Raw genomic sequence first — 26,950 nt, forward strand, 5'->3', positions numbered from 1 at the left:
GGCCGGCTGGTGACATCCGATCAGTGGCATCTGATCAGTGACGTCTGATCAGCGCCGCGAACATCGCGTCGGTGCCGTGACGGTGCGGCCACAATTGGAGGTAGCGGCCGCGTGCGGCGTCGGAGACCTCGGGCAACAACGCCGGCGTGTCCAGCAGTTCGACGTCGGTCCGGCTCTGCACCACCTCGTCGACGACCTCGGCGGTCTCGCGGTGATGCGGTGAACAGGTGACGTAGGCCACCACGCCGCCCGGCCTGACCGAACCGATCGCCGATGCCAGCAGGGCGCGCTGCAGCGGCTGCAGGTCCTCGATCGCCTCCGGCTGCCGGCGCCAGCGCGATTCCGGGCGCCGCCGCAAAGCCCCCAGCCCGCTGCACGGAACGTCGGCGAGCACCCGGGCGAAGGTCCGCTCCGGCCAGGGCGGCCGGGTGCCGTCAGCGGTGACCACCAGCCGCCGTCCGTCGTCGGGATAGCCGCGCAGCGCCGATCGAACGAGCGCGGCCCGGTGCGGTGCCGGGTCGCCCGCGACGAAGAGCTCGCCCCGCCCGCCGGCCCAGCCGGCCAGTAGGGCCGATTTACCACCCGGCCCGGCACACAGATCGAGCCAGGGTCCTGCATCGGCCTCGACTCGGGAAAGGGCGAGAGCAACCAGTTGGGAGCCCTCGTCCTGCACTCCGGCCCGTCCCTCCCGGACCGCGGGCAGCCGCCCGGGATCACCGGTGATCGTTGCCGCGTACGGCGACCAGCGGCCGGGCTGTGCGCCGGCCTGCAGCAGTTCGTCGACGTCTGCCAGACCCGGGCGTACCGCCAATGTCGTCCGCGGCTGGCTGTTGTTGGCAGCCAGGGCGTTCTCCACCTCGGCGGACGGGAGCAGCTCGGCGTACGCGTCGACGATCCAGCGAGGATGCGCGGTGCGCAGCGCCAACCGATCCTGCGCGTCCAGACCGTCGCCGAGTTCGGTGACCCACTCGTCGTAGGACCGCGCGGTGATCTTGCGCAGCACCGCATTGATCAGCCCCGTCACCCGGCGGCCGACGGTGGCGGCCGCAAGATCAACGGTTGCCGAGACCGTGGCCCGATCCGGCACCCGCATGGCCAGCGCCTGGTGGGCACCGAGTCGGAGCAGGTCGACGACTGCCGGTTGCAGGCTGGCCAGACCGCGGCCCGCGGCCGCCTCGATGATCACGTCGTAGCTGCCCTGCATCCGGCACGTGCCGGAGAACAGCTCGGTGGCGAACGCCGCGTCCCGGGCATCGAGATGGCGCTCCCTGAGCAGCCGGGCCAGCACGAGATTGGCGTACGCGTCCTTGGTGTGCACCTCGCGGAGCGCGTCGAAGGCAAGCAACCGCCCGGGGTCGGTGCCACGGGATCGGGTGGCTGCGGGAGGCGTCATCCGCCGAGCTTCTCCCCGTCCGCGAACTGTACGCCACGTGCCCAGTCGGCTGCCGGCATCGGCTTCTTGCCCTGCGCCTGGACCTGGCCCAGCAGTACGCTTCCCTGTCCCGCGCCGACCCGGACGCTGCGCTTGGTAACCTCGAGTACACCGGGAGCAAGATCATCGCGATCATCCGGTGTGCCGCAGTTGATCTTGAACCGCTCACCCCGGAACGTGCTCCAGGCGCCGGGCGCCGGATAGCAGCCGCGGATCCGGCGATCGATGTCGACAGCACTGCCCGACCAGTCGATCTCGGCGTCGGCGACGGTGATCTTCGGCGCCAGGCTGATCCGCTCGTCGGGTTGGGTCTCCGGTCGAAGATCACCGGACTCGATCCCGTCCAGCGTCTCGACCAGCAGCCGGGCGCCGGAGAGTGACAGCCGGTGCAGCAGGTCACCGGCCGTGTCGGTCGGCCCGATCGGTTCCGAGATCGTCCGGTAGACCGGACCTGCGTCCATCTCCTTGACCAGGGAGAACGTCGACGCGCCGGTGACCTGATCACCGTTGATGATCGCGTGCTGGACCGGTGCTGCGCCGCGCCAAGCGGGCAACAGCGAGAAGTGCAGGTTCACCCACCCGTAGCGCGGGATGTCGATCACCTTCTGCGGGATCAACGCGCCGTAGGCGACGACCGGGCAGCAGTCCGGTGCCAGTTCGGTCAGCCGGGCGACGAAGTCGGCGTCTCGCGGCCGCTCGGGGCGCAGAATTTCCAGCCCCGCCTCGGCGGCCCTTTGCGCGACCGGGCTCGGGTGCAGGCGTCGACCGCGTCCGGACGGCGCATCGGGGCGGGTGACGACGGCGAGCACCTCGTGCCCTGATGCCAACAGCGCGTCCAACGACGGCACGGCGACCTCTGGGGTGCCGGCGAACACAAGTCTCACGCCGGACGAGTGTAGTGTCGCGGGCCGGCGGCCCGGTTCGATGCGACCGGTCGCTCCGCCAACGGTCGCGGAGATCCCGGGATCGGTGAGTGGCTGCGCTGCGGCGGCCGAAGCGGGATGCTGTCCCGATGTATGCGATCCGAGCGGACCACGCCTTCGACGGCACCCGGTTCCTCCCCAGCGGCGCGACGGTGATCATCGACGGTGAGCGGATCGTCGGCGTGGAACCGGCCCGATGTGAGCTGCCGGACGGCATCGAGGTGGCGGAGTGTTCCGGGACTCTGCTGCCGGGCCTGATCGACTGTCACACCCATCTGATCGCCGATGGCACCTTCGGCGGGCTGGAGCGCACGGCGACCATGTCCGACGATCAGCTGGATGGGGTGATCATTGGCTCGCTGCGCGCCCACGCTGCCGCTGGGGTGACGACGGTCCGCGATCTCGGGGACCGCGGTTACCGCACGCTGCAGTTCCGGGAGCGTCCCGGCCTGCCCAGGGTCGTCGCCGCCGGGCCGCCGCTGACCACGCCCGGTGGACATTGTCATTTCCTTGGTGGGCAGGTGGATGGTGACGTCGCTCGTGCCGTCGCCGAGCATGGTGAACTCGGCGTCGACGTGATCAAGGTCATGGCCTCGGGAGGATTTGCCACTCCGGAGAGCGATCAGCTGGGTGCTCAGTTCTCGGTCACTGAGCTCACTGCGATCGTCGAGGCCGGCCATGCCCTGGGTCTGCCGGTGGTTGCGCATGCGCATTCCCTGATCGGTGCCCAGAACGCGATCTCCGCCGGAGTCGACGGGATAGAACACTTCACCTGCCTCACCGATTCCGGACCGCGGGTCGACGACAGCTTCCTTGACCGGGTGGCCGCCCAGGACATCACCGTCGATCTCACCCTGAGCAACGATCGCGCCCTGCACAGCGCGATGACGCTGGCGGTGCTCCCGCCCGCAATGGCGAAACTGATGGAGATCAGCGGATTCGACAGCTTCGACGCCTTCTACCGGACGCGACTCGACGTACTGGCCCGGCTACGCGAACACGGCGTCCGGGTCGTCGCCGGCGTCGACTCGGGCATGGGGCCGATCAAACCGCATGGCAACGTCTGGCGGTCAGTGGGTGAAATGGTCGGTGCGGGCTATCCGTTGAGCGAAGCTCTGGCGTCGGTCACCTCGGCTGCAGCTGACGCCTGTGGTCTCGCGGAAACGACCGGCCGGCTGGCCGTCGGCTGTTCTGCCGACCTGCTGGTCGTCGACCAGGATCTGGCCGAAGACCTCGACACCCTGGGCAGTGCTCACGAGGTGGTGATCCGCGGAGCGCGTCTCCGGTGAGGATCCGGGCGGTCGATGGGTCAGCCGATCTCCACCGGATCCACCTGGATCCGCAGGGCGCCCTCGGCCTTCTTGGCCGACCGGGTTGCCGCGACCGCCTTGGCCGCAGCCGTCAGCCGGGTGCCCACCGTTAGCGGCGATCGGAGGGTGAGACGGCTCAACATCACCTCACCCGACGCATTCGGACCGAGTTCGACCGGGCCGAGGATCTCGGTCGGCTCCGGTGGTTTGAACAGTTCGGTGAACTCGGTGAGGGACTCGGCGCGGCCGTCGACAGTGATCAGCTTCACGGCGGGCGGGAATCTGGCCTCGGCGCGTTCAGCCAGTTCCCTGTCCGCGAAACCTGCGGGATCGGTGCGGATCAGTGCCTGCAGCGATCGGGAGCCGGCGTCGCCGACCGCGATGACGGTCCCGCCCTGCCCGCCGGTGCGGACCAGTGCGGTGGCGTTGAACCAACGCCGCAACGCCTCCTCGGCCGCCCGCAGGTCGGGGCGCAGCAGCATCACCGCGGTATCCAACAACACCGCCGCCGCGTAGCCCCCGTCCGCCACCGGCTCGGCGCCCGGCGTGGCGACCACCAATGCCGGGGTGGCCGTCACCCGGTCGACTACATTGCCGCCCATCGACTGCCGGACGGTCGTGGCCGGAAAGGCCCGGCCGAGTTCCTCCGCGGTGCGTGCCGCACCGACCATCGGCGCCCGCCAGCGGTGTGAGCCGCAGGTCGGGCACTGCCAGTTCGGCAAGAGCCGTCCGCACCACCGGCAGGACAGAACGATCGACCGGGCGGCGGAGCGGACGTCGGAGTGCCCATCCGAGCGGCCACCTGGACCACCGTGAGCAGGACCACCGTCAGCAGGACCACCGTCAGCGGGACCACCGTCAACTGGACCATCCGTTCGGCCGGCCCGCGTGGGGCCGTGACAGGTCGTGCAGCGCACCGGCTCCCGGCAGGTCTGGCAGGACAGACCCACCAGGTAGCCGGCTCGTGGCACCTGGACCAGCACCGGTCCCGCCGCCAGCCCGGCCCGGATGACCTCGAAGACGTCATGCGGCAGGCGGGCGGCGCGAGCCGCCGGGTCGCGGCTGAGCGCATGATCGGAGTCCGCCGCGACCCGGATCCGGGCGGCGGTCCGCCGGAGCGTCGGCCGGTCGGGCGCCAGCGGCTTCAGCCAGCCGCGATCGACCAGGCGTTGCACCTCGCAACTGCGTCCGTAACTCGCGAAGACGACCGCGGTGTTCTGCTCCGCAGCCCGGATCGCCAGCACCTCCCGGGCGTGCGGATAGGGCGCCCGCTGCTCGGCCAGCAGGTCGTCACCGTCGTCGTACAGGCCGAGCAGCCCGAGGTCAACGACCGGTGCGAAGGCCGCCGCCCGCGTACCGATCACCACCCGCACATCGCCGCGCAACGCGGCCAGGAAGGCCCGATAGCGGGCGGCCGGACCGAGATCTGCCGTCAGGGCGACGAACCCCTGCTCACCGAGGACCTCGCAGCAGGCCGCCCGCAGCCGCTCAAGATCACGGACATCCGGGACGACCAGCAGACTGCCGCGGCCGCCGGTCAGCGTCGCAGCGGCGGCCGTCGCCAGACCGTACGCCCAGTCCCCGGACGGGTCCGCCGCCGGGATCAGCTGCCAGGCAGCCCGTGGACTGTCACCGCGGTGCAGCGCGGCGAGGAAGCCGGGTCCGGTGGGGTACGCCGCGAACGGTCCGTCGGACGCGGACGGGCGTACCGGATCGCGCTGCACCCGCGACGCCTTCTCGGTCGCCGCGTGCCGAGGCGGGACGGCAAGCCGCAGGACGTCGGCGTACGAACCGGCATAGTGGTCGGCCACCGAACGGACCAGCCGGTCGATCTCCGGGCTCAGGACCGGTTCGGGCGAGACCACCTTGTACAGCGGCGCGAGGGTGCCGGGATGGTCGGACCCGGCCGCCCGTTGGAGGATGAAGCCGTCCCTGAGCTTGCCCGCGAACCGAACCCTGACCCGTGCCCCCGGCACCGCATCGGCAGCCTGTGCCGTCGTCACCGCGTAGTCGAACGGCCGGTCCAGATGCGGTAACGCGACGTCGACCATCACCCGGGCGACCGGCGTCTCCGGCGGCTCGACGGGCGTTGCAGGCACAGCGGACAGATTCTCATATCGCTCCGACGGCGCGCGAGACGGCAACCAGCTGCCGAGGTGACTACCGAGGGCGACGCACACCTCGACTTTTCCGACCATCACGCTAGGGATGTCGTACGCTCGAGGAGTGACGCGCGACCTGTACGGTCTCCGGCTCACCACCGGTGAGCAGGCCGGGGCTGCCTACAACGAAGCGCTGACCGCCGTGCTGCGGTTGCACCCGGGCGCGGTGCGGGCCGCGTCGCGGGCGGTCGCCCTGGATCCGACGTTCGCGCTGGGTCATGCCACCGTCGCACTGCTCGGCTATGAGTTCGGTGAGCGTGTCGACATCGGAGCACGGTTGGCTGCCGCCGCCCGGTACGCGAGCCGGGCGACCGACCGGGAACGCAGTCACGTACACGCCGTCCAGGAACACGTCCGCGGCGATTCATCGCCGCTGTTGAGACACCTCACGCAGTGGCCGACCGACGCCCTGCTGTTGTCGGTGGCCGTGCCGACGATCGCGTTCACCGGCGCCCCCATCCTGCCCGGCCAGGCCTGGGACCTGGTCGAGGACTGCCGGCCGGCGTACGGCGACGACTGGTGGTTCAACGGCCTACTGGCGTTCATGCGGCAGGAACAGCACCGCTACGACGACGCCATGGACCTGGCCTGCCGCTCGCTGGACCAGGAACCGGCCGGCGGACACGCCGCGCACGCCCGGGCGCACGCCCACTACGAGACCGGCGACCATCGCAGCGGACTGTCCTGGATGGACCGCTGGATCACCGGCGACGGACAGCGGGTGGAGCGGCTCGCCCACTTCTGCTGGCACGCTGCACTACATGAGTTGTCCCTGGGCGACCTGGCCGCCGTTGCCCGGCGTTACGAGGACCAGCTGCAACCGACTCCGGCGCTGGGTTGTCGGGCACTGGTCGATTCCGGCTCGCTGCTATGGCGCTGGTCGATCACTCCGGGAGCCGAGGGCGTACCGCCGGTCGACGCTGTGCTTGCCGCGGCGCCCGAGGTTGTCGATCGGCCACCGACCGCGTTCATGGCCATGCATGTTGCGGTGGCGCACTGTGCGGCCGGGGACACCGCGGCCCTGGCGTCGCTGGAGGCCTGGTGTGCGCGCAGCGATGACCGGTGCATCCGGGAGGTGTGTACGCCGCTGACCGCGGCGCTGCGCGAACTCGCCTCCGGTGAGCCGTCGAAAGCCGCCGACGGGTTGGCCGCGCTCGAACCGGCGGTCTGGCGGGTCGGCGGCAGCGACGCCCAGCGCGAGATCGTCGAGGAGACCCGGATTGCGGCGCTGCTCCGGGCGGGCCGTTATGTCGAGGCCCGCGACGTGCTGGATCGCAGGCTGGACCGACGCCATTCTCCGCGGGACCGCCGCTGGCGCCGGGTCACCGACCAGACCACCGACCAGACCACGGACCAGATCACGGACCAGATCACCGACGACACGCCGCAGAAATCCGCGAATATGTGACCCCTCGCGGGGTTGGAGGTCAGCCTTTGACGGCGGCGGCGAGGGCGTCGGCGCGGTCGGTCGCCTCCCAGGTGAAGTCGGGAAGTTCCCGGCCGAAGTGGCCGTAGGCGGCCGTCGCGGCGAAGATCGGCCGCTTCAGTTTCAGGTCGGCGACGATGGCTGCCGGCCGGAGATCGAACACCTGACGTACCGCCGATTCGATCTGCTCGGTCGGGACCTTCTCGGTGCCGAAGGTGTCGACGTAGAAGCCCACCGGGTTCGCCTTGCCGATCGCGTACGCCACCTGCACCTCACACCGGTCGGCGAGGCCGGACTTGACGACGTTCTTGGCGACCCAGCGCATGGCGTAGGCGGCCGACCGGTCGACCTTGGACGGGTCCTTGCCGGAGAACGCGCCGCCGCCGTGCCGGCCGTAGCCGCCGTAGGTGTCGACGATGATCTTGCGCCCGGTCAGGCCGGCGTCGCCCATCGGCCCGCCGATCTCGAAGCGGCCGGTCGGGTTGACCAGCAGCTTGTAGTCGGTGGTGTCCAGGTCGTAGCGCTCCAGCACCGGCGCCACGACGTGCTTGCGGACATCGGGGGTCAGCAGCGCGTCCAGGTCGACGTCCGCGGCGTGCTGGCTGGAGACGACGACGGTGTCCAGCCGCACCGGCCGGTCGCCGTCGTACTCAACGGTGACCTGGGCCTTGCCGTCCGGGCGAAGGTAGGCCATCTCGCCGTCCTTGCGTGCCACGCTCAGCTGTTCGGTCAGCCGGTGCGCCAGGTCGATCGGCAGCGGCATCAGGGTCGGGGTCTCGTTGCAGGCGAAGCCGAACATCATCCCCTGGTCGCCGGCACCCTGGAAGTCGTACTCGTCGGCGGTTTCGCCGGCGCGTCCCTCCCAGGACTTGTCGACGCCCTGGCCGATGTCCGGCGACTGCTGGCCGATGGCCACCTGGACCCCGCAGGAGGCGCCGTCGAAACCCTTGGTGGACGAGTCGTAACCGATCCTGAGCACCCGGTTGCGGACGATCCGCGGGATCTCCACGTAGGCCTTGGTGGTCACCTCTCCGGCGACGACGACCAGGCCGGTGGTCACCAGGGTCTCCACAGCGACGCGGCTGTCGGGATCCTGCTCCAACAGCGCATCCAGGATGGAGTCGCTGATCTGGTCGGAGATCTTGTCGGGATGCCCCTCAGTCACGGACTCCGAGGTGAACAGCCGAGTCGCCATCAACGCTTGCCTCTCGCGGTGTCGTGCGTGGTTCGAACCTGCGGGTGTCGGATGCCTGCGGCGGTGGTACCCGCTGCGAACAACCTAGCCGCTGCCGAGCCGCTGCCGGGCCCGACGTTCGCGCCAGCTTAGCGGTCAGCGCGCAGCCTGCGCGCCGCGTCCCAGATGTGGTGGGCCAGCGTGTCCTTCGACCCGGCGAGCGAGTCGGACACCCGACCGTCGCCGGCGAGGATCCGGATCTCCGAGTCCGCCTGACCGAAGACCTTGCCGTCTCCCACAGCGTTCAGGACCAGCAGATCGCACCGCTTCCGGGCGAACTTGGCGCGGCCCAGCTCGACCAGTTCATCCGGGGTGCCGGCGGTCTCGGCGGCGAAACCGACGATCAGCTGGGCCGGATCGGTCCGGTCGGCGACCAGGCCGGCCAGGATGTCGGGATTCTGTACCAGGTGGATGTCCAGCGTCTGGTCTGCCGAGGTCTTCTTGATCTTCCGGTCGGCAGCGGACTCCGGCCGGAAGTCGGCCGGTGCCGCGCTCATCACAACGATGTCGGCCTCGGCGGCCTGTTTGGTCATCTCTTCGGCCAGTTCGGCGGTGGTACGCACCCCGGTCACGGTTGTGCCGGCCGGCACCGGCAGCCCGACATTGGCGGCGACCAGGTGCACGTCCGCACCGCGCAGCGCGGCGGCCCGGGCCAGGGCGTACCCCATCAGTCCGGAGGAGGCGTTGCCGATGTATCGCACCGGGTCGATCGGCTCACGGGTTCCGCCGGCGCTGATCAGGACGCGCAGGCCGGAGAGATCACGGCCTGCGGCTGCGGCTGCGATGTCCGGACGGTCGAGCACCGACCCGGCGATACCGGCCAACTCGTCGGGCTCGGGGAGCCGTCCTGGGCCGCTGTCTGCACCGGTCAGCCGACCGGAGGCCGGATCGATCACGACGGCGCCGCGTTCCCGCAGCGTGGCGACGTTGGCTCGGGTGGCCGGGTGCTGCCACATCTCGGTGTGCATGGCCGGCGCGTACAGCACCGGGCAGGTGGCGGTCAGCAGGCAGTTGGTCAGCAGGTCGTCGGCTCGGCCGGAGGCCGCCCGGGCCAGCACATCGGCGGTCGCCGGAGCGACCACAACGAGGTCGGCGGCCCGGCCGAGGGCGACGTGCGGCACCGTCTCGGCGCCGGTGAAGACGTCGGTCGCTACCGGGTGCCCGGACAACGCGGCCCAGGTCGGTGCGCCGACGAACTGCAGCGCAGCCTCGGTCGGAACGACCGTGACGTCGTGTCCGGATTCCTTCAGCCGGCGCAGCAGCTCAGCGGCCTTGTACGCCGCGATGCCTCCCGCGACGCCGAGCAGGATCCGGCTCACGGTGTCTCGATCCGGGTGGGTCGCCTCAGGCGCCCGGCTGGGGGTCGTCGAAACCGGCCGGGATGTCCTCGACCGCGGTCAGGCCGACGCCCTCCTTGGGGTTCGCCTCGTCCTCACCGTCGGTCTCGATGCACTCCAGAACGCCGGCGTTGACCTCGCGCAGGGCGATGGACAGCGGCTTCTCCTGCACGCCGGTCTCGACCAGCGGACCGACATGCTCCAGCAGACCCTCGCCGAGCTGGCTGTAGTAGGAATTGATCTGCCGGGCCCGCTTGGCCGCGAACAGCACCAGCCGGTACTTGGAGTCGGTCTTGGTCAGCAGTTCGTCGATCGGCGGGTTGTTGATGCCCTGGAAAGCAGTCTGGTTCTCGGTCAAGATGCCCCTTCGAAATGGGTGTGGAGATCTGGAGATCCGGTCGCCCGGACCCGATCTGCACACAGATCACGGGCACGCCAAAGGCGCCCGAATGTCACAGGCGAAGTAAGTCTACCAAGTCCCGGACGGCTTGCTCGACATCGCGATTGACGATGGTGTGCTCGAACTCGCCCTGGGCGGCCATCTCCTGTCGGGCGGTCTGCAACCGGCGCTCCCGTTCGGCGCTGTCCTCGGTCCCCCGCACCTGCTGGCGACGCAGCAACTCCTCCCAGGACGGCGGCGCCAGGAACACGAACCGGGCGTCCGGCCAGGTCGCCCGGACCTGGCGGGCGCCCTGCAGATCCAGTTCGAGGATCGCCGGCCGCCCGGCGGCGAGGGCATCCAACAGCGGCTGCCGCGGCGTGCCGTAGCGATGCCTGCCGTGGACGACCGCCCATTCCAGCAGGGCGTCGGTGGTGATCAGCTTGTCGAACTCGTCGTCGTCGACGAACAGGTAATGGATGCCGTCCTGCTCCCCCGGTCGCGGCCGCCTGGTGGTGGCCGACACCGAGATGAAGACCTCGGGATGGTTCCGCCGGAGCCGGTTCATCACCGTTCCCTTGCCGACCGCGGTGGGCCCGGACAGCACCACCAGGCGGCTGGTCTCGGTCACCACTGGCCCTCGTTCCTGCGCGTCGTCACCGGCTACGCGTCGTCGGAACCGAATTCGGCGATCAATCCGTCGATCTGGTGCTTGCCCAGACCGCGGAGTCGCCGGTTGGAGGCGATCCTGAGTCGCTGCATCACCTTGGTGGCGCGGACCTCTCCGACCCGGGGCTGTGATTTCAGCACGTCGAGCACCTTGGTGTGTGCGACCACCTCGTCGCTGTCGGCGAGGCGCAACACGTCCCGAATGGTCAACTCGCCGCTGCGCAGCCGATCCTTGACCTCGGCCCGTCGCCGGCGTGCCTGCGTCGCAGCGTCGCGCGCCTGCTGACGCTGTTCCTCGCTCAGGTGTGGGATCGGCACGACAACTCCATCAACGACAGTCTCCTTCGGGGTGAAAACCTACCCTGACCTGCGCCGATGGTCGATGGCGGGCCCGACACTCGCCGCGGCCGATCCGAACTCTGATCGGGCGGCCGCAGGCGGGCGCCACCCGCCACCCCAGCCGGTGCCCCCCGCAAGGTCAAAGTTTGACGCTGCGGCTGCGACACGCCGAGCCGACGAGCCGGTGGGTCAACCTTTGAGGTTCGGGCGGGGCCGCGGGAAATCCGGATGCGGCGGCGTCCGATGATCACCAGCATGGTCGGGTGCCACCCGACCGTTTCGTACCTGCCCTCGAGCTGAGTCGCGACTTCTACGCCGAGGCCGTCGCGCCGCTGCTGACCGGACACCGCCACAGTGCCGCACTGCTCGGCTGGGGATCGGATGTTCTCGGGTACGACACCCAGCGGTCGACCGACCACGGTTGGGGGCCGCGCCTTCAGATCTTCGTCAACCCGGCCGGGGTCGATGCGGTGCGCGGCACGCTGGCCGGCCGGCTGCCCGAGGAGTTCCGGGGCCGCCCGGTTAACTTCGGATGGGACCAGGTGGCCCCGGAGCAGCATGTCGAAGTGCTCGGGCTCGGTACCTGGCTGACCGGGCAACTGGGCGTCGACCCGCGACCTGGCCTCGGACCGACCGACTGGCTGGCCATCCCCCAGCAGCAACTCCTCGGCGTGGTCCGTGGCGCGGTGTACGCCGACCCGGGCCGCGAGTTGGCGGCTGTCCGCACCGGTCTGCAGTGGTATCCGCGCGATGTCTGGCTGTGGCTGTCGGCCTGCCAGTGGCGTCGGATCTTCCAGGAGATCGCCTTCACCGGCCGGGCCGCGGAGGTCGGCGACGAACTCGGGTCGAAGATCATCGCCGGGCGGTTGGCGCGTGAGCTGATGCGGCTGTGGTTCCTGCAACAGCGCAGCTATTGGCCGTACACGAAATGGTTCGGTACGGCCTTCGCGAGACTGCCCGACGTCGACGACCTCGGAACCGCTCTCGATCACGCCGTCTCCGCCGACGATCATCCGCAGCGTGAGTCCGGGCTGGTCGAGGCGTACCGGATCGTCGCCGGGAAGCACAACCAACTCCGGCTCACCGACCCGGTGGAGTGGTCGATCGGGCCGTACTTCGGCCGGCCGTACCAGGTGTTGCACGGAGGGTTCGTCGAGGCCTGCCTGGCGGCGATCGGTGATGATCGGCTGCGCAAGCTGCCGTTGGTCGGTTCTGCGGATCAGTTCGTCGACTCGACCGATGTGCTTTCGGCGTCCGGCCGAACGCGGATGCTCAAACCGTTCCTCGACCGCCTCGGGCGGACCGGCTGATCACCCGAGGCTCTGCTGTGCCTCGTCGACGGCGGCGCGGATCGCCCCGATGTCCGGCCCGGCCCGGAGGACGTCGCGGCTGCTGGACGGAATCACCTGCGGGTAGGCCGGTCCGAAGATCTTCCGCAGGTCGTCGGCCGTGCCGCCCTGTGCGCCAAGACCGGGAGCCAGGATGCTGCCGCCGAGGTTGCTGAAGTCCAGCGCCGTGCCCGGGTCGATGGTCGCGCCGACGACGACGCCGACGCTCCCCCACTCCCCGGCGGCCGACGCCCGGGCGCTGCGGTCGGCCGCGAAGTCGATCATGGCCTGGCTGATCGTTCCGCCCTCGGGGGCGGCGGCCCGCTGGACGGTCGCGCCCTCGGGATTGCTGGTGGCGGCCAGCACGTAGACGCCGCGGTCGGTTCGCTCGGCCAGCTCGATCGCGCCGTCCAGCGAACCGGGTCCGAGGAACGGGCTGACGGTGATCGCGTCGGCGGCCAACGATGACCCGTCGGCCAGGTAGGCGGCCGCGTAGGCGTCCATCGTCGACCCGATGTCTCCGCGTTTGACGTCCAAGAGCACCAGCACACCGGCCTCGCCGGCGTCGGCGATCAACCGTTCCAGGACAGCGATCCCGGCCGACCCGTACGCCTCGAAGAACGCCGACTGCGGTTTGACGATCGCCACCCGGCCGGCGACCGCGTCGATCATGGTCCGGGCACACCGCTCCAGCCCGGCGGCGTCCCGCGGAAGACCCCAGTGATCAAGGATGCCCGGATGCGGATCGATGCCAACGCACAGCCTGCCGTGCTTGGTGACCGCTTCACGCAGTCGCTCGCCGTAGGACGCTCGAGTCATCAGCTGACCTCCTGGTTGATCCGGTCGATGAGGCCGGGTCCGTGATAGATGAATCCGGTGTACACCTGCACCAGGCTGGCGCCGGCGTCGAGCATGGCCTGTGCATCGGCGGACGATTCGATGCCGCCGACGCCGATGATCGGTAACTTTGTACGGGCGGCGAGATGGCCGACCACCTGGCGCGCCCGGCGGGTCAGCGGTGCACCGGACAGTCCGCCGACCTGCGGGGCGAGCCGGAGATCGTCGGGGCTGATCCCTTCCCGGGACAGGGTGGTGTTGGTGGCGATCAGACCCTGGACACCGACCGTTGTGCACACCTCGAGGACCTCCTCCAACGCGGCCTCGGACAGGTCGGGGGCGATCTTGACGAAGATCGGCACCGGCTGCGCCGGGCTGATCGTGCCCGCCTCGGCGGTCAGTGCGGTCAACAGGTCGGTCAGCGCGGTGCGGTCCTGCAGTGACCGCAGGCCGGGGGTGTTGGGGCTGGAGACGTTGACGGCGATGTAGTCGGCACGGTCGGCCAGCAGCCGGAACGAGGTGAGGTAGTCCTCGACGGCATGCTCCAGCGGAGTGATCTTGGTCTTGCCGATGGAGATGCCGACCGGGATGCCCAGCGCCAGGTTGCCGCGACGCACCCCGGCCGCTGCCAGCGTTCCGGCCAGCGCAGCAGCGCCGTGGTTGTTGAAACCCATCCGGTTGATCAGCGCACGGCTCTGCGGCAGCCGGAACAGCCGGGGTCGGTCGTTGCCGGGTTGGGCCTGCGCAGTCACCGTGCCGAGTTCGGCGAAGCCGAAGCCGAGGCTGCTCCACATCCGGGCGGCGACGCCGTTCTTGTCCAGGCCCGCGGCCAGCCCGACGACCCCGGGGAACGTCACGCCGGCGACGGTGACCGGACGGCGACGCCGGGCGAAGACCGCCCGGCCGGCCGCCCGCGCCGGAGGTACCCGCCCGGTCAGGGACAGCGCGCGCAGGGTCAACTCGTGGGCCCGTTCGGCGTCGAGTTGGAAGAGCACGGGCCGGACGGCTCGCCGATAGACCAGATCTGGGAAACGCGTGCTGGTTACACCCAGCACGACTTTCCCAGCCGGCTCGGTCACCCGACCGCCTTCTCCCAGTCCTGCAGTGATCGGACACCGACCTGGGCGGAGCGGATCGCCTCGATCCCCTGGACCGCGGCGGTCAGCCCTTGGACGGTGGTCATGCAGGGGATGTTCCGTGCCACCGCCGCCGTCCGGATCTCGTAGCCGTCGAACCGTGGCCGGCCGTCGGTGCTCTGACCCTGCGGCGTGTTGAAGATCAGGTCGACCTCGCCGTCGGTGATCGCCTGCACGATCGTCTTCTCCCCGTTCGGTCCGGGCCCCTGGCTGTGCTTGCGCATCCGGGTGACCGGGATGCCGTTGCGTTCCAGCACCGAGGCCGTACCGGAGGTGGCCAGCACCTCGAAGCCCAGTTCGGAGAGCAGCTTGATCGGCAGGATGATGTGCCGCTTGTCCCGGTTCGCCGCCGACACGAAGATCCGGCCGCGTTCCGGAAGCGGGCCGGAGGCGCCGGCCTGGCTCTTGGCGAAGGCCGTGCCGAAGCTGATGTCCAGGCCCATCACCTCGCCGGTGGACTTCATCTCCGGTCCGAGGATGGTGTCGACGCCCGAGCCTTCGATGGTCCGGAACCGGTTGAACGGCATCACGGCTTCCTTCACCGCGACCGGCGTGCCCAACGGCTCGTCGGCACCGTCACCGTCGGCCTTGAGCATGTCTTCGGTGCGCAGCTGGGAGATGCTCACACCGAGCATCACCCGGGCCGCCGCCTTGGCCAGCGGCGTCCAGGTCGCCTTGGAGACGAACGGCACCGTACGGGAGGCCCGGGGATTGGCCTCGAGGACGTAGAGCACGTCGCCGGCCAGGGCGTACTGGATGTTGATCAGGCCCAGCACGCCGACGCCCTTGGCGATGGCCTCGGTCGACACCCGGATCCTGCTGATCACCTCGGCGCCCAGGGTGATCGGGGGCAGCGCGCAGGCCGAGTCGCCGGAGTGCACACCGGCCTCCTCGATGTGCTCCATCACGCCGCCCAGATACAGCTCGGCGCCGTCGTAGAGTGCGTCGACGTCGATCTCGATGGCGTCGTCGAGGAACCGGTCGACCAGCACCGGATGTTCCGGAGAGACCTCGGTCGCCCGGCGGATGTAGGACGACAGCGTGCTCTCGTCGTAGACGATCTCCATGCCGCGACCGCCGAGGACGTAGGACGGCCGGACCAGCACCGGATAGCCGATCTCCTCCGCAATCGCCCGGGCCTCGTCGAACGAGCTGGCCATCCCGTGTTTGGGTGACCGCAGTCCGGCTTCGTCCAGCACTCGGGCGAACGCGCCGCGCTCCTCGGCCAGATTGATCGCCTCGGGGCTCGTGCCGACGATCGGCACCCCGGCGTCCTTGAGCGCCTGCGCCAGGCGGAGCGGGGTCTGTCCGCCCAGTTGCACGATCACTCCGGCCACCGGTCCCGCCGCCTGCTCGGCGTGGACGACCTCGAGCACGTCCTCCAGGGTGAGCGGCTCGAAGTAGAGCCGGTCGGAGGTGTCGTAGTCGGTGGAGACGGTCTCCGGGTTGCAGTTGATCATGATCGTCTCGTAGCCGGCCGCACTCAGCTCCATCGCGGCGTGTACGCACGAGTAGTCGAACTCGATACCCTGTCCGATCCGGTTCGGTCCGCTGCCCAGGATGATCACCGCGGGCCTGGTCCGCGGCTCGACCTCGGTCTCCAGATCCCAGGAGCTGTAGTGGTACGGCGTGCGCGCGGCGAATTCGGCGGCACAGGTGTCGACGGTCTTGTAGACCGGGCGCAGGCCGAGGGCCCAGCGGATCCCGCGGACCACCTGCTCGTCCAGATGCCGCAGCGCACCGATCTGAGCATCGGACAGGCCGTGCATCTTGCCGAGTTCGATCTCGTCGGCGGTCAGCTCCGGTGCCCTGCGGATCTCCTCGACCACCTCGTTGATCAGGGTCAGTTGGTCGACGAACCACGGGTCGATGCCGGTCGCCGCGTGGACCTGATCGACGGTGGCACCCTGCCGGATCGCCTTGTAGACAACACCGAGCCGGCCGTTGTGCGGCCGGGCGGCCTGCTCCAGCAGTTCCTCGACGGTCTCGGCGATCTCCCCGTTGACATCGAACGGCGCCTGCGGATCCTCCAGACTCCGCAGCGCCTTGCCCAGCGCCTCGGTGAAGTTGCGGCCGATGGCCATCGCCTCGCCGACGCTCTTCATGTGCGTGGTCAGGGTGGTGTCGGCGGCCGGGAACTTCTCGAAGGCGAAGCGCGGCACCTTGACCACGACGTAGTCAAGGGTCGGCTCGAAGCTGGCCGGTGTCTGCCGGGTGATGTCGTTGGGGATCTCGTCCAGCGTGTAGCCGACGGCAAGCTTGGCGGCGATCTTGGCGATCGGGAAGCCGGTGGCCTTGGACGCCAGCGCACTGGACCGGGAGACGCGGGGGTTCATCTCGATCACGATCATCCGCCCGTCCTCCGGGTTGATCGCGAACTGGATGTTGCAGCCGCCCGTCTCCACACCGACTGACCGGATGATGCCGATGGCGACGTCGCGCATCCGCTGGTACTCGCGGTCGGTCAGGGTCATCGCCGGCGCGACGGTGATCGAATCGCCGGTGTGTACGCCCATCGGGTCGAGGTTCTCGATCGAACAGACGATCACCACGTTGTCGGCCTTGTCCCGCATCACCTCCAGCTCGTACTCCTTCCAGCCGAGGATCGATTCCTCGATCAACACCTCGGTGGTCGGGCTGGCGGCAAGGCCTGCGCCGGCGATCCGGCGCAGGTCGGATTCGTTGTGGGCAAAGCCGGAACCGACACCGCCCATGGTGAAACTCGGACGTACCACGAGTGGATAACCAAGATCATCGGCGGCCGCCAGCACGTCGTCCAGGCTGTGACAGATCCGGCTCTGTGCGACCTCGGCCTGCGCCGATCCGTCCGGGCCGGGAGGCAGCTGGGTGACGATCTGCTTGAACGACTCGCGATCCTCACCGCGTTGGATGGCGTCGACCGAGGCGCCGATCAGCTCGACGCCGTACTTGGCCAGGATTCCCTGGTCCCACAGCGCGACCGCGGTGTTCAGGGCGGTCTGTCCACCCAGAGTGGCCAGCAGCGCGTCGGGGCGCTCCTTCTCGATCACCTTGGCGACGGTCTCGGGATTGATCGGCTCGACGTAGGTGGCATCGGCCATCTCCGGGTCGGTCATGATCGTTGCCGGGTTGGAGTTGACCAGGATCACCCGGTAGCCCTCGGCCCGCAGCACTCGACAGGCCTGGGTTCCGGAGTAGTCGAACTCGCAGGCCTGGCCGATCACGATCGGGCCGGAGCCGATCACCAGGATCGAGTTGATGTCGTCCCGGCGCGCCATCAGTTCACTCCCTCGGCGTCGGCCAGCAGCTGGATGAACCGGTCGAAGAGGTAGGCCGCGTCGTGCGGTCCGGCCGCCGCCTCCGGGTGGTACTGCACACTGAACGCCTTGAGCCTTCCTTGATCATCTTTCAGTTCCAGGCCCTCGACCACATTGTCGTTGAGGCAGACATGGCTCACCCGCGCTGTTCCGTACGGCGTCGGGATGTCCTCACCGATCGGTGCGTCGACGGCGAATCCGTGGTTGTGTGCGGTGATCTCGACCTTGCGGGTACCCAGGTCCATCACCGGTTGGTTGATGCCGTGGTGGCCGTAGGTCAGCTTGTAGGTGCCGAATCCCAAGGCGCGCCCGAAGACCTGGTTGCCGAAACAGATCCCGAACACCGGAAGATCATCGGCCAGCGCTGCCCTGAGGAGTTCCACCTGGGCGTCGGCGACGGCGGGATCACCGGGTCCGTTGGAGAAGAAGACCCCGTCGGCACCGGTCGCCCGCAACTCGTCGGAGGAGACGGTCGACGGCAGGACATGGGTCTCGATGCCGCGTTCGGCCATCCGGTGGGGCGTCATCGACTTGATGCCGAGGTCGATCGCGGCAACCGTGAACCGCTTGAAACCGATCGCCGGAATGATCCTGGTGCCGGAGACGGTGACGTCGTCGGCCAGGTGCGCCCCGATCATCGACGGCTGGCGGCGTACGCGTTCCAACAGGACCGCCGGGTCGAGTTCGGTGGTCGAGATGCCGACCTGCATCGCTCCCTTGTCCCGCAGGTGCCGGGTCAGCGCGCGGGTGTCGACGCCGGCGATGCCGACGATGCCCTGCGCCTTGAGCTCGGCGTCCAGGCTGCGGCGTGACCGCCAACTGCTCGGGATGCGCGCCGCGTCGCGGATGACGTACCCGGCCACCCAGATCCGGGTCGACTCGTCATCCTCGTCGTTCCAGCCGGTGTTGCCGATGTGCGGCGCGGTAGCGACGACGACCTGGCGGTGATAGCTGGGATCGGTCAGCGTCTCCTGATAACCGGACATGCCGGTCTGGAAGACCGCCTCGCCGAAGGTCTCACCGGCGGCTCCGAAGGAATAACCGGAGAAGCTGCGACCGTCCTCGAGAACGAGGATCGCCGGTGTTCTGGTCGCGGTGCCGCTCGGGGGAATGCCTGAGGGATCGGCCGTCACGAGGGAGTGGGCAGGCTGAGGCGCAGAATGCGACATCTACCGTCCTTTCCTGCCTCACAGGACAGGTCTTAAAGGTTGGCGTGTATCGCAGGCGACGATATCAGTCTCGGCACCGGTATCCCGCATCCGCCCCTGAGCGGTTCGGCGGGCTTACAGTCGCCGCGGCTACGCTGCGGGCGTGACCTCCGATCGCCCCGGCCCCGAGACTGAGCGCGCCGCAGCGATGGCCGACCTGGAGCGGGAGATCAGCAAGTTCTTCCGCAGCGCACGCAGCCTCTCCGATCGGATCGCTGGCCGGATCCATCCCGATCTCGACGCCCCGGGCTATGCGCTGCTGGCCACCATCCTCGATCTCGACGCCGACGACCAGGGTGTCCGTGCCGTCGACCTGGCCAACCGGACCAGATTGCACAAGTCGACGCTCAGCCGCGCGATCGCCGACCTGGAACGCCTCGGCCTCATCGCCCGGGTGCGCGACCCCCACGATGCCCGGGCCAGGCTGGTCACCCTCACCGAACGCGGCCGCTCCGCCGTCGAACAGTCCCGGGTCGGACGCAGCGAACTGATGTTGAACCGGCTCGCCGAATGGGACACCAACGACCTCGTCCAGTTGGCGACGCTGCTGCAGCGCTTCAGCCGGGCGCTCACGCCCGACGCCTGACGGGCCGTCGCGGGGGCTTTCCGGGACCGGGACTGAGCCGAAACTGAGGCCAAGCCGTGTGACTGGCCTGCAATTAGTTTCCTTAAGCAACGACACAGCCTTATAGTTGCTTTCAGCAACCAAAGGAGTCCGGTCCCCACATGTCGATCGAACATGCCCATCGAGCGTGATCAGGCGGCGAGCCTGCTCGAGGCCCTGGTGTCCCTGGTGCGGGTGACTCGCACGATCGCCCACCGGGATGCCGCGCACAGCGTGGCGGCGACCCCGATCGCACTGCTCAAGTTGGTCTCCGAGACCGATCCGCGGCTGGGTGATCTCGCCGAGCAGTTGCGAGTGAAGCCGTCGGTGGCGTCCCGTGCCGTTGCCGCACTGGAGAGCCAAGGCTACGTACGTCGGATCGCCGACCCGGGTGATGCCCGGGCCTGTCGGGTACACATCACCGGTGCCGGCCGGGCCTACCTGCGGTCGCGCGAGGAATGGGCAGTGGAGATGGTCGCCCGGACCATGTCCGACTGGTCGGCGGAGGAGGCAGAGATGTCGGTCCGCGTGCTGCAGCGGCTCGAGCAGAGCGTCACCGACTGGGTCAGCCACTTCGACCGGGCGGTGGAGACGGGCACCGACCCGCTGGCGATGCCGGTCCCGACGCGGGACGGGGCCGACGGCGGACCCTCCGCCGGACCCGCAGCCCGGCTCGCCGAACAGGACGACCAGACCACATACCCAGATCACCACTCCGAGGACGACGGTGTCCCGGCGGACAATCCGAACGCGATGCTGAAGACAGCACTGACCACTTGGGAGACGACCGCAGTATGAGCACCGCTGTTGCGGAACGCAGCCCCGCCGCCGATCAGCACCGAGCCGGCGAGGAGCTGTCACACAAGGAGATCCTCGAGGTGATGGTCGGCCTGCTGGCCGCGCTGTTCACGGCGTTGATCTCGTCGACCATCGTCTCGACGGCGCTGCCGACGATCATGGCCCAACTGCACGGCACCCAGCGCCAGTACACCTGGGTGATCACCGCGTCGTTGCTGGCGATGACCATCTCCACACCGATCCTCGGCAAGCTGGCCGACCTGATCAACAAGAAGCTGCTGATCCAGGCCTCGATCATCCTGTTCGTGCTGGGCTCGATCGGCGCCGGCGTCTCCCAGGAGATCTGGCAGATGATGGTCGCGCGAGCCGCCCAGGGCGTCGCGATGGGTGGTCTGACCGCCATGACGCAGGCGATCATGGGCACGATCATCGCTCCCCGCCAGCGTGGCCGCTACACCGGCTACATGGGCGCGGTGATGGCCGTCGCCACAATCTCCGGCCCGTTGGTCGGCGGCTGGATCACCGACAGCTGGAACTGGCGCTGGGTGTTCTTCGTCTGCGTGCCGTTGGCGGTCATCGCGCTGTTCCTGCTGCAGACCACGTTGAAGCTGCCGCAGCTGCCGAAGCGCAAGGTCAGGATCGACGTCGGTGGTGCCTTCTTCCTGGCCATCACAGCCGCTGCGCCGATGCTGTGGGTGACCTTCGCCGGCAAGGACTACGACTGGATCTCCTGGGAGTCCGCGGCGTTCGCCGCCACCTTCGTGGTTGCCGCGCTGGTTGCGTTGATCATCGAGCTGCGCCACCCCGAGCCCATCGTGCCGATCCGGGTGCTGAAGAACAGCACGACGGCGCTGATGATCATCGCCGGCATGGCCGTCGGTGTCGGAATGTTCGGCGCCGGCACCTTCCTGACCCAGTACTTCCAGCTGGGTGCCGGCTACACCCCGACCAAGGCCGGTCTGATGACGCTGCCGATGATCGGCGCCCAGTTGGTCAGCTCCGTTGTCGGGGGTCAGATCGTCAGCCGGACCGGACGCTGGAAGCCGATCATGATCCTCGGCGGTTTCCTGCTGGTGGGCGGCTTCGTCGGCCTCGGCATTGATCTTGATCACGCCACGCCGTACTGGCACACCGCGATCTGGATGGCGGTCGCCGGGATCGGTGTCGGCTGTCTGATCCAGAACATCGTCCTTGCGGTTCAGAACACCGTTGACGTCAAGGACATCGGCGCCTCCTCGGCGACTATCTCCTTCTTCCGCTCGTTGGGCGGCGCGGTGGGCGTCTCGGTGCTCGGTGCCGTGCTGGCCGACAAGGTCGAGACCAGGATCATCGACGGTGTCAAGGCGCTGGGGCCGGCAGGCGCCCAGGCGGCCGGCAAGCTCGGTGGCGGTGCCGGGAACCTCAACATCGAAGGGCTTCCCGCGCCGATCCGTACCTTGATCCACAACGCCTACGCCGACACGTTCGGCCTGCTCTTCCTGATCGCCGGCATCGCCGGGATCGGCGCCCTCATCGCCGTGCTGCTGGTTCGCGAGGTGCCGTTGCGGACCACCGTCGCGATGCAACCCAAGGTCGACGCGGGCGGCGCATCCGCCCAGGTGTCAGGCTCGGAAGCCGTGGCCACAATGGCTGCACCGGTGACCGACGGCAAGTCCAGCGGCAACCTCGACACCAAGGTCAACAGCAACGGCATCGGTATCGGTATAGGTATCGGCAACGACAACGGCAATGGCAGCGGGCCGAACGTCCCCGAGTTGGTCACCAAGACCGGTTCGGGCGGCGATGCGGACCGGAACCCGGCGATCCGTGCAGAGACCGGTGGCCCGATGACCGAGCCCTCGCCGGGTTGGGATCCTGCCGGCCTCGACGACCCGGCCGAGCGGGTCTCGGTTGCCGCCCTGGACGTACTGGCGGCGGCCCAGGACCGGGCGCGTGCCCAGGAGGCGCTCGGCCACGAGAAGGTGACCGAACTTCTCGGTCGGCTGGACCAGTTGTCGCACGAGGTCGACGCAGCGATCGGCGCCTTCCATCGGCAGATGCAGCAGATCCGCGAGGAGCTGCTCTCCGCCGAACCCGGCCGACGCTCTCCCGCTCCGGACGGTGTCGGTGGCGACGGGCTCCGGCAGTATGAGTACAACCTGCTGCTGGACAGCCAGCAGACCGCCGACCGGGTGACCAGGCTGGCCCGTGCCGAGGCCGAGCGAACCCTGGACCAGGCCGAGCAGGAGCGGGCCGAACTGCAGAAACGGATCGACCAGCTGCGTAATGTCGAGCGGGAGATCACCGACCGGATCTCCACCCGACTGCGCACCACCCCTGTTGGCGAGGACTGACCCAGGCAATTACGGACACACGGACGGCTCGGGCCGGATCCCATCAGAGATCCGGCCCGAGCCGTCTGTCCTTTGCCGGGCGCGTTTACGGTTCGGCCGGTGCCTTGTCGTCGACCACTCCGCCCAGCAAGCCGTTGACGTAGCTCGGCGACTCGTCGGTGGACAAGTCCCCCACCAGCTCGACGGCCTCGGAGACGGCCACGGCGTCCGGTACGTCGTCGACGTAGTCGATCTCGTAGGTGGCGATCCGGACCGCTGCCCGGTCGACCCGCGGCATTCGTGCCAACGTCCAGCCCTTGGCCAGGTGGGCGGTGATCCGCCGATCGATCTCCGCCTGATGCTGCTCCACGCCGCGGACCAGCGTGATGGTGTAGTCGCGCAGCGGCGGCTCGGCGTCCGCGCTGCGCTCGGCGAGGGTCTCCGACAGCGTACGGCCGCGAAGCTCGGCCTCGAAGAGGATGTCCAGGGCCCGTTTCCGGGCCTTCGTACGGGCCGAAGGCACCTGCGTCAGCCGCCGATCCGACCGAGGTACTCGCCCGTCCGGGTGTCGACCTTGACCTTCTCGCCGGTGGTGATGAACAGCGGCACCTGGATCTGCAGGCCCGTCTGGACGGTGGCCGGCTTCGTACCGCCGGTGCTCCGATCACCCTGCAGACCCGGCTCGGTGTAGGTGATCTCGAGCTCGACCGAGGGCGGCAGGTCGATGTAGAGCGGATTGCCCTCGTGCAGGGCGACCGTCACGATCTGCTCCTCGAGCAGGTAGTTCTTGGCATCGCCGACGACGTTCTCGTCGAGGGTGAGCTGGTCGTAGTCCTGGGTGTCCATGAAGACCCAGTTGCTGCCGTCGAAGTAGAGGTACTGCATGTCGCGGCGATCGACCTGGGCGTCGGCGATCTTGGTGTCGGAGTTGAACGTACGATCGACGACCTTGCCGGACAGCACATGCTTGAGCTTCGTACGGACGACGGTGTTTCCCTTGCCGGGCTTGTGGTGCTGGAACCAGACGACGGTCCACAACTGGCCGTCGAGGTCGAGAACCGTGCCGTTCTTCAGGTCGTTGGTGGAGATCACGCGCGAGCCCTTCGTGTCAATCGGCGCTGTGCACCGTCACATACGTTCATGAGTCCGGTTGATTCACCCGGACGATTTGTCTTGCTGCCAGCCCGTCTACGGGCAACGGCCAATTCTAGCGCCGGGCCCGCAAGGCGAGCGAGTTGATCATGTCGAGCACGCCCGACCCGGGTCCCGGGCCTTGTGCCGTGTCTCGCCCGAGCCGCAACCTCAAACTTTGAGTCAGCGACCTCCCCCACCGGCGCGCCCCGACGATCCGCAAGGTCAAAGTTTGAGCCAACGGCCCTCGCCCCCGGCGTGTCGCAGCCGCACGATCAAACCTTGAGCTTGCGACCTCCCCCACCGGCGCGCCCCGACAATCCGCAACGTCAAAGTTTGAGCCAACGGCCCTCGCCCCCGGCGTGTCGCCAGCCGCACGATCAAACCTTGAGCTTGCGACCTCCCCCACCGGCGCGCCCCGACAATCCGCAAGGTCAAAGTTTGAGCCAACGGCCCTCGCCCCCGGCGTGTCGCAGCCGCACGATCAAACCTTGAGCTTGCGACCTCGCCCACCGGCGCGCCCCGACAATCCGCAACGTCAAAGTTTGAGCCAACGGCCCTCGCCCCCGGCGTGTCGCAGCCGCGCGATCAAACTTTGACCTTCGCGCAAGGGAGTGGGGCCCGGCGGCGCGCGTTACGCCGGTCCGGTGGCGCGCGTCACGCGGCGCGGTGGCGCGCGCACCCGGGGGCGGCGCCGCGGGTCGCGGAGGAGAACGGGACACGCGGGGCGGGGAGCAGAACGCGTACGCATGTCCCGATATCGTCGCAGGGTGATCCGTACGGACTTCCTGGCCAAGCAGCCGACGCTCACCACCGAGCGCACCCGGCTGGTCCCGATGGGCCCGCGCTTCTTCCCGCAGGTCTGGCGCTCGCTGCAGGATCCGGAGACGGCGAAACTCACCGGCACCCACGAGAAGTTCACCGAGGATCAGGTACGGCGTCATCTCGAGTCGCTGCCCGGCCGCGCCGACCGTGCGGACTGGGCGATCATCCGCAGCGACGACAGCAGTTATCTCGGCGAGGTCGTGCTGAATCAACTCGACACCGACAACGAATCGATGAACTATCGGATCGCGCTGCGCGGTCTCGACGTGGCCGGTCAGGGTTACGGCACCGAGGCCGGTCAGGCGGTGATCAACTTCGGGCTGGCGGTCGTCGGACTGCATCGGATCAGCCTCGGCGTGTACGCCTTCAACGAGCGTGCGATCCGGTCGTACCAGAGGATCGGGTTCGAACTCGAGGGCCGGTTACGGCACACGCTGTACTGGGACGGACACTGGTACGACGAACTCGTGATGGCGGTGCTGGCACCGGGCGCGACGGATCAGGACGACACCGACAACGCCAGGCGGCCGTCGGCGGAGGGTGATCACTCCCCCATGCAGCCGTCGAATCCGACGTCGGAGTAGTCCACCTCGGTCTGCAGATTCGCCGCGTCCCCCTCGGAGACCGGTGCGGCGACGTCGGTGGCCGGGCACGGGTTCCCCTGTTTGCCGGGCACACCGTTGTGGATCCAGGTGGCGGGGTTGTAGCCCAGCCGAACATCGTCCATTCCGCTGATCGCGATGCCGGTCCGGACCCGTGCACCGACCCGCCCGGTGGTGTTGTCGCTGATCGTCAGGCCATGCCCGCTGTTGGCGCCGATCATCGCCGTGCCGGCATACCAGGGCCGCGATCCGGCGCTGATCCCGATCACAAAGTGGGTGTCCGGACTTGACCAGACCATGTTGTCGATGATCTTGGCACCGGAGAAGTCGAAGTCGGAGGAGAACCCCTTGCCGGGAACGTAGAACAGCGGATCGGCGACGATTCCGGCGTACATAGAATTGCCGGCCGACAAGATCGAATTCCTGGCGATCACCGACCGCTGCACAATGTCAGTCGAAGTCGACCGACTGCCCCGATAGAGCGAGATGCCGACTCCGCCGGTGTCGACGATTTCGTTCCTGGTGATCGTCGTGTCCGCGCAACCCGCCGCGATCCCGTCGCTCCACGCGCCCGCGGTGCTCCCGTTGGCCAGCTGCCGGGTCAGGTAATGATCACTGGAGTACGCCGTGATCATGTTCCCGCGGATCGCCACCTTCGAACAGTCGTACCCACCGGCCTGGCCGAGCACCTGGATGCTGGCCGAACCGGCGGTGTTGGAGATCTTGTTTCCGATCACGGCGGTGTTGTGGCCGCCCAGCACGCGCACGTTGTAGCGGTTCGGGACGAAGTTCCCCGGACTGTTCCGTGCTCCGTCGACCCACACCGAAGTCAGCCGACCACCATTGGTGATGTCGACCATCGGCTCATCGAAATCGCCGCCGCGGACCAGCCGACCCATCTCGGCATAGTGTGCCGGGTTCGGATCGCCGGCTGTGGTCAGGGTGACGCCATGTGGGATGCTCAGCGGCCTGGTCAGGGTGATCAGCGCCCGCTGGGCCAGCATCACCGTGCCGCCCGGAGCGGTGTCGTCCAGCAGCGCCTGAAGTGTTTCCTGCGAGCCGTTGAAACCGGCGGTCGCCGTCGGTTGCGGCACCGCCGGCTGACCGGCCAGCGCGTAGGAGGTGGCGCTGGAGTCCCGGGCACCGGAACACACCTTGGGCACCAGCTCAAGGAACCGTTGGTCGACGAAGAACCGAGCGACCACGGTCGACCACGCCTCGCCGTGGTCCAGCGCCTCGCGCCACTGCCCGACCGACAGGTCGGGCTCGCTGTTCCAGACGCCGCGATAGAGCGTGACCAGCCGAGACGTGTTGTCATAGCCGAGCCGCGCATAGTCGGCAGAGGTGTAGACCTGCTGCCCGAGGGCCGCCAGGGTCTGCGGGTTGCAGCCGACCTCGCCGAACGCCTGGGTCGCCGCCGTCCACTCCGCCTGGGTGGGTAGCCGGCCGAGTGCCTCGGTGTAGATCTTGGCGATGAACTGCCCGGGCACCTGGGTCGGCGAACCATCGGGCACCGCGAACGCCTTGAGAGTCGGTACCGTGACGGCTGCCAGCACGCCGAGCGCGAAGATGACGATCACGGTCACCGCATGGCGCAGCGCAGCGCGCACCGTCATCCGTTCACCCCTCTCGCTCGGGCCGGTTCATCAGGCAGGTTCATCA

22 protein-coding genes are annotated in these 26,950 nt (G+C 68.7%); 7 read left to right on the forward strand and 15 right to left on the reverse strand.

The features are described 5' to 3' along the window. Positions 1-34: 34 nt before the first annotated feature. Together GJV80_RS07740 and fmt are read right to left on the reverse strand one after the other, a co-directional pair. A complete protein-coding gene (locus GJV80_RS07740) occupies positions 35-1,393 on the reverse strand; it encodes an RsmB/NOP family class I SAM-dependent RNA methyltransferase (protein ID WP_154687401.1) in 1,359 nt (452 codons plus the stop codon). Beyond that, the gene (gene fmt, locus GJV80_RS07745) at positions 1,390-2,316 is read right to left on the reverse strand and encodes a methionyl-tRNA formyltransferase (protein ID WP_154687402.1); all 927 of its coding nucleotides are present in this window, start codon (positions 2,314-2,316) and stop codon (positions 1,390-1,392) included. Before fmt ends, GJV80_RS07740 begins: the two co-directional genes overlap by 4 nt. A 128-nt stretch (positions 2,317-2,444) precedes the next feature. Here fmt and GJV80_RS07750 point away from each other — a divergent pair, with 128 nt between their 5' ends. Continuing rightward, positions 2,445-3,644, forward strand: coding sequence for an amidohydrolase family protein (locus GJV80_RS07750; protein ID WP_154687403.1), 1,200 nt, complete (start codon positions 2,445-2,447; stop codon positions 3,642-3,644). Between the two features lie 20 nt (positions 3,645-3,664). Here GJV80_RS07750 and GJV80_RS07755 read toward each other — a convergent pair whose 3' ends face one another. Then, positions 3,665-5,764, reverse strand: coding sequence for a primosomal protein N' (locus GJV80_RS07755; RefSeq protein WP_154687404.1), 2,100 nt, complete (start codon positions 5,762-5,764; stop codon positions 3,665-3,667). Positions 5,765-5,891: 127 nt separating this feature from the next. Here GJV80_RS07755 and GJV80_RS07760 point away from each other — a divergent pair, with 127 nt between their 5' ends. Further along, the gene (locus tag GJV80_RS07760; RefSeq protein WP_195909233.1) at positions 5,892-7,235 is read left to right on the forward strand and encodes a pyridine nucleotide-disulfide oxidoreductase; all 1,344 of its coding nucleotides are present in this window, start codon (positions 5,892-5,894) and stop codon (positions 7,233-7,235) included. A gap of 19 nt (positions 7,236-7,254) precedes the next feature. Here GJV80_RS07760 and metK read toward each other — a convergent pair whose 3' ends face one another. From metK to mihF, 5 genes are all read right to left on the reverse strand, one after another. Further along, on the reverse strand, positions 7,255-8,448 hold the full coding sequence (metK, locus tag GJV80_RS07765; protein ID WP_154687405.1) for a methionine adenosyltransferase: 1,194 nt from the start codon (positions 8,446-8,448) through the stop codon (positions 7,255-7,257). A gap of 128 nt (positions 8,449-8,576) precedes the next feature. Continuing rightward, the gene (gene coaBC, locus GJV80_RS07770) at positions 8,577-9,806 is read right to left on the reverse strand and encodes a bifunctional phosphopantothenoylcysteine decarboxylase/phosphopantothenate--cysteine ligase CoaBC (RefSeq protein WP_230208230.1); all 1,230 of its coding nucleotides are present in this window, start codon (positions 9,804-9,806) and stop codon (positions 8,577-8,579) included. Between the two features lie 25 nt (positions 9,807-9,831). Continuing rightward, positions 9,832-10,182: a DNA-directed RNA polymerase subunit omega gene (gene rpoZ / locus GJV80_RS07775; protein WP_230208231.1), complete on the reverse strand. Its 351-nt coding sequence runs from the start codon at positions 10,180-10,182 to the stop codon at positions 9,832-9,834. Between the two features lie 94 nt (positions 10,183-10,276). Next, positions 10,277-10,771 carry a guanylate kinase gene (gene gmk / locus GJV80_RS07780; protein WP_230208380.1) on the reverse strand — a complete coding sequence of 165 codons (495 nt, stop codon included), beginning with the start codon at positions 10,769-10,771 and terminating at the stop codon, positions 10,277-10,279. A 95-nt stretch (positions 10,772-10,866) separates the two neighbouring features. Then, complete coding sequence (mihF, locus tag GJV80_RS07785; RefSeq protein ID WP_154687407.1) at positions 10,867-11,190, reverse strand: integration host factor, actinobacterial type; 324 nt, start codon at positions 11,188-11,190, stop codon at positions 10,867-10,869. A gap of 284 nt (positions 11,191-11,474) precedes the next feature. On the opposite strand from mihF, the gene GJV80_RS07790 reads away from it, so the two are divergent. Continuing rightward, positions 11,475-12,521, forward strand: a complete 1,047-nt coding sequence (locus tag GJV80_RS07790) for a DUF4037 domain-containing protein (RefSeq protein WP_154687408.1) — start codon at positions 11,475-11,477, stop codon at positions 12,519-12,521. Here the strand turns inward: GJV80_RS07790 and pyrF are convergent, their stop codons facing one another. Genes pyrF through carA form a run of 4 tightly spaced genes read right to left on the reverse strand, consistent with a single transcriptional unit; the run spans position 12,522 to position 18,941 of the window. After that, positions 12,522-13,358 (reverse strand): orotidine-5'-phosphate decarboxylase, encoded by an 837-nt coding sequence (gene pyrF / locus GJV80_RS07795; RefSeq protein ID WP_154687409.1) that lies wholly within the window; start codon positions 13,356-13,358, stop codon positions 12,522-12,524. Further along, the gene (locus tag GJV80_RS07800) at positions 13,358-14,455 is read right to left on the reverse strand and encodes a quinone-dependent dihydroorotate dehydrogenase (protein WP_230208232.1); all 1,098 of its coding nucleotides are present in this window, start codon (positions 14,453-14,455) and stop codon (positions 13,358-13,360) included. The genes pyrF and GJV80_RS07800 overlap by 1 nt, the downstream gene beginning before the upstream one ends. Further along, positions 14,452-17,769 carry a carbamoyl-phosphate synthase large subunit gene (gene carB / locus GJV80_RS07805; protein WP_154687410.1) on the reverse strand — a complete coding sequence of 1,106 codons (3,318 nt, stop codon included), beginning with the start codon at positions 17,767-17,769 and terminating at the stop codon, positions 14,452-14,454. The genes GJV80_RS07800 and carB overlap by 4 nt, the downstream gene beginning before the upstream one ends. Then, the gene (carA, locus tag GJV80_RS07810) at positions 17,769-18,941 is read right to left on the reverse strand and encodes a glutamine-hydrolyzing carbamoyl-phosphate synthase small subunit (protein WP_230208233.1); all 1,173 of its coding nucleotides are present in this window, start codon (positions 18,939-18,941) and stop codon (positions 17,769-17,771) included. The genes carB and carA overlap by 1 nt, the downstream gene beginning before the upstream one ends. A 178-nt stretch (positions 18,942-19,119) precedes the next feature. Here carA and GJV80_RS07815 point away from each other — a divergent pair, with 178 nt between their 5' ends. From GJV80_RS07815 to GJV80_RS07825, 3 genes are all read left to right on the forward strand, one after another. After that, positions 19,120-19,602 (forward strand): MarR family winged helix-turn-helix transcriptional regulator, encoded by a 483-nt coding sequence (locus GJV80_RS07815; RefSeq protein ID WP_154687412.1) that lies wholly within the window; start codon positions 19,120-19,122, stop codon positions 19,600-19,602. 153 nt (positions 19,603-19,755) lie between these two features. Further along, positions 19,756-20,418, forward strand: coding sequence for a MarR family winged helix-turn-helix transcriptional regulator (locus GJV80_RS07820; RefSeq protein WP_154687413.1), 663 nt, complete (start codon positions 19,756-19,758; stop codon positions 20,416-20,418). After that, positions 20,415-22,751 (forward strand): MDR family MFS transporter, encoded by a 2,337-nt coding sequence (locus GJV80_RS07825; RefSeq protein ID WP_154687414.1) that lies wholly within the window; start codon positions 20,415-20,417, stop codon positions 22,749-22,751. The genes GJV80_RS07820 and GJV80_RS07825 overlap by 4 nt, the downstream gene beginning before the upstream one ends. 85 nt (positions 22,752-22,836) lie before the next feature. Here the strand turns inward: GJV80_RS07825 and nusB are convergent, their stop codons facing one another. Then, positions 22,837-23,253, reverse strand: coding sequence for a transcription antitermination factor NusB (gene nusB / locus GJV80_RS07830; RefSeq protein WP_154687415.1), 417 nt, complete (start codon positions 23,251-23,253; stop codon positions 22,837-22,839). A gap of 5 nt (positions 23,254-23,258) precedes the next feature. After that, positions 23,259-23,822: an elongation factor P gene (efp, locus tag GJV80_RS07835; protein ID WP_154687416.1), complete on the reverse strand. Its 564-nt coding sequence runs from the start codon at positions 23,820-23,822 to the stop codon at positions 23,259-23,261. A gap of 809 nt (positions 23,823-24,631) precedes the next feature. Between efp and GJV80_RS07840 the strand changes: the two genes are divergently transcribed. Next, the gene (locus GJV80_RS07840; protein ID WP_230208234.1) at positions 24,632-25,270 is read left to right on the forward strand and encodes a GNAT family N-acetyltransferase; all 639 of its coding nucleotides are present in this window, start codon (positions 24,632-24,634) and stop codon (positions 25,268-25,270) included. On the opposite strand, the gene GJV80_RS07845 is transcribed toward GJV80_RS07840, so the two are convergent. After that, complete coding sequence (locus tag GJV80_RS07845) at positions 25,231-26,904, reverse strand: hypothetical protein (RefSeq protein WP_154687418.1); 1,674 nt, start codon at positions 26,902-26,904, stop codon at positions 25,231-25,233. The genes GJV80_RS07840 and GJV80_RS07845 overlap by 40 nt on opposite strands. Between the last annotated feature and the right edge of the window lie 46 nt (positions 26,905-26,950).

The organism is Microlunatus sp. Gsoil 973, assembly GCF_009707365.1.
GTDB lineage: Bacteria > Actinomycetota > Actinomycetes > Propionibacteriales > Propionibacteriaceae > Microlunatus.

Excerpts from the sequence above, each read along its gene's own strand:
- GJV80_RS07740 (WP_154687401.1), bottom strand. The coding sequence starts at position 1,393 with ATGACGCCTCCCGCAGCCACCCGATCCCGTGGCACCGACCCCGGGCGG.
- GJV80_RS07750 (WP_154687403.1), top strand. The coding sequence starts at position 2,445 with ATGTATGCGATCCGAGCGGACCACGCCTTCGACGGCACCCGGTTCCTC.
- metK (WP_154687405.1), bottom strand. The coding sequence starts at position 8,448 with ATGGCGACTCGGCTGTTCACCTCGGAGTCCGTGACTGAGGGGCATCCC.
- gmk (WP_230208380.1), bottom strand. The coding sequence starts at position 10,771 with ATGAACCGGCTCCGGCGGAACCATCCCGAGGTCTTCATCTCGGTGTCG.
- pyrF (WP_154687409.1), bottom strand. The coding sequence starts at position 13,358 with ATGACTCGAGCGTCCTACGGCGAGCGACTGCGTGAAGCGGTCACCAAG.
- carB (WP_154687410.1), bottom strand. The coding sequence starts at position 17,769 with ATGGCGCGCCGGGACGACATCAACTCGATCCTGGTGATCGGCTCCGGC.
- GJV80_RS07820 (WP_154687413.1), top strand. The coding sequence starts at position 19,756 with ATGCCCATCGAGCGTGATCAGGCGGCGAGCCTGCTCGAGGCCCTGGTG.
- GJV80_RS07825 (WP_154687414.1), top strand. The coding sequence starts at position 20,415 with ATGAGCACCGCTGTTGCGGAACGCAGCCCCGCCGCCGATCAGCACCGA.
- GJV80_RS07845 (WP_154687418.1), bottom strand. The coding sequence starts at position 26,904 with ATGACGGTGCGCGCTGCGCTGCGCCATGCGGTGACCGTGATCGTCATC.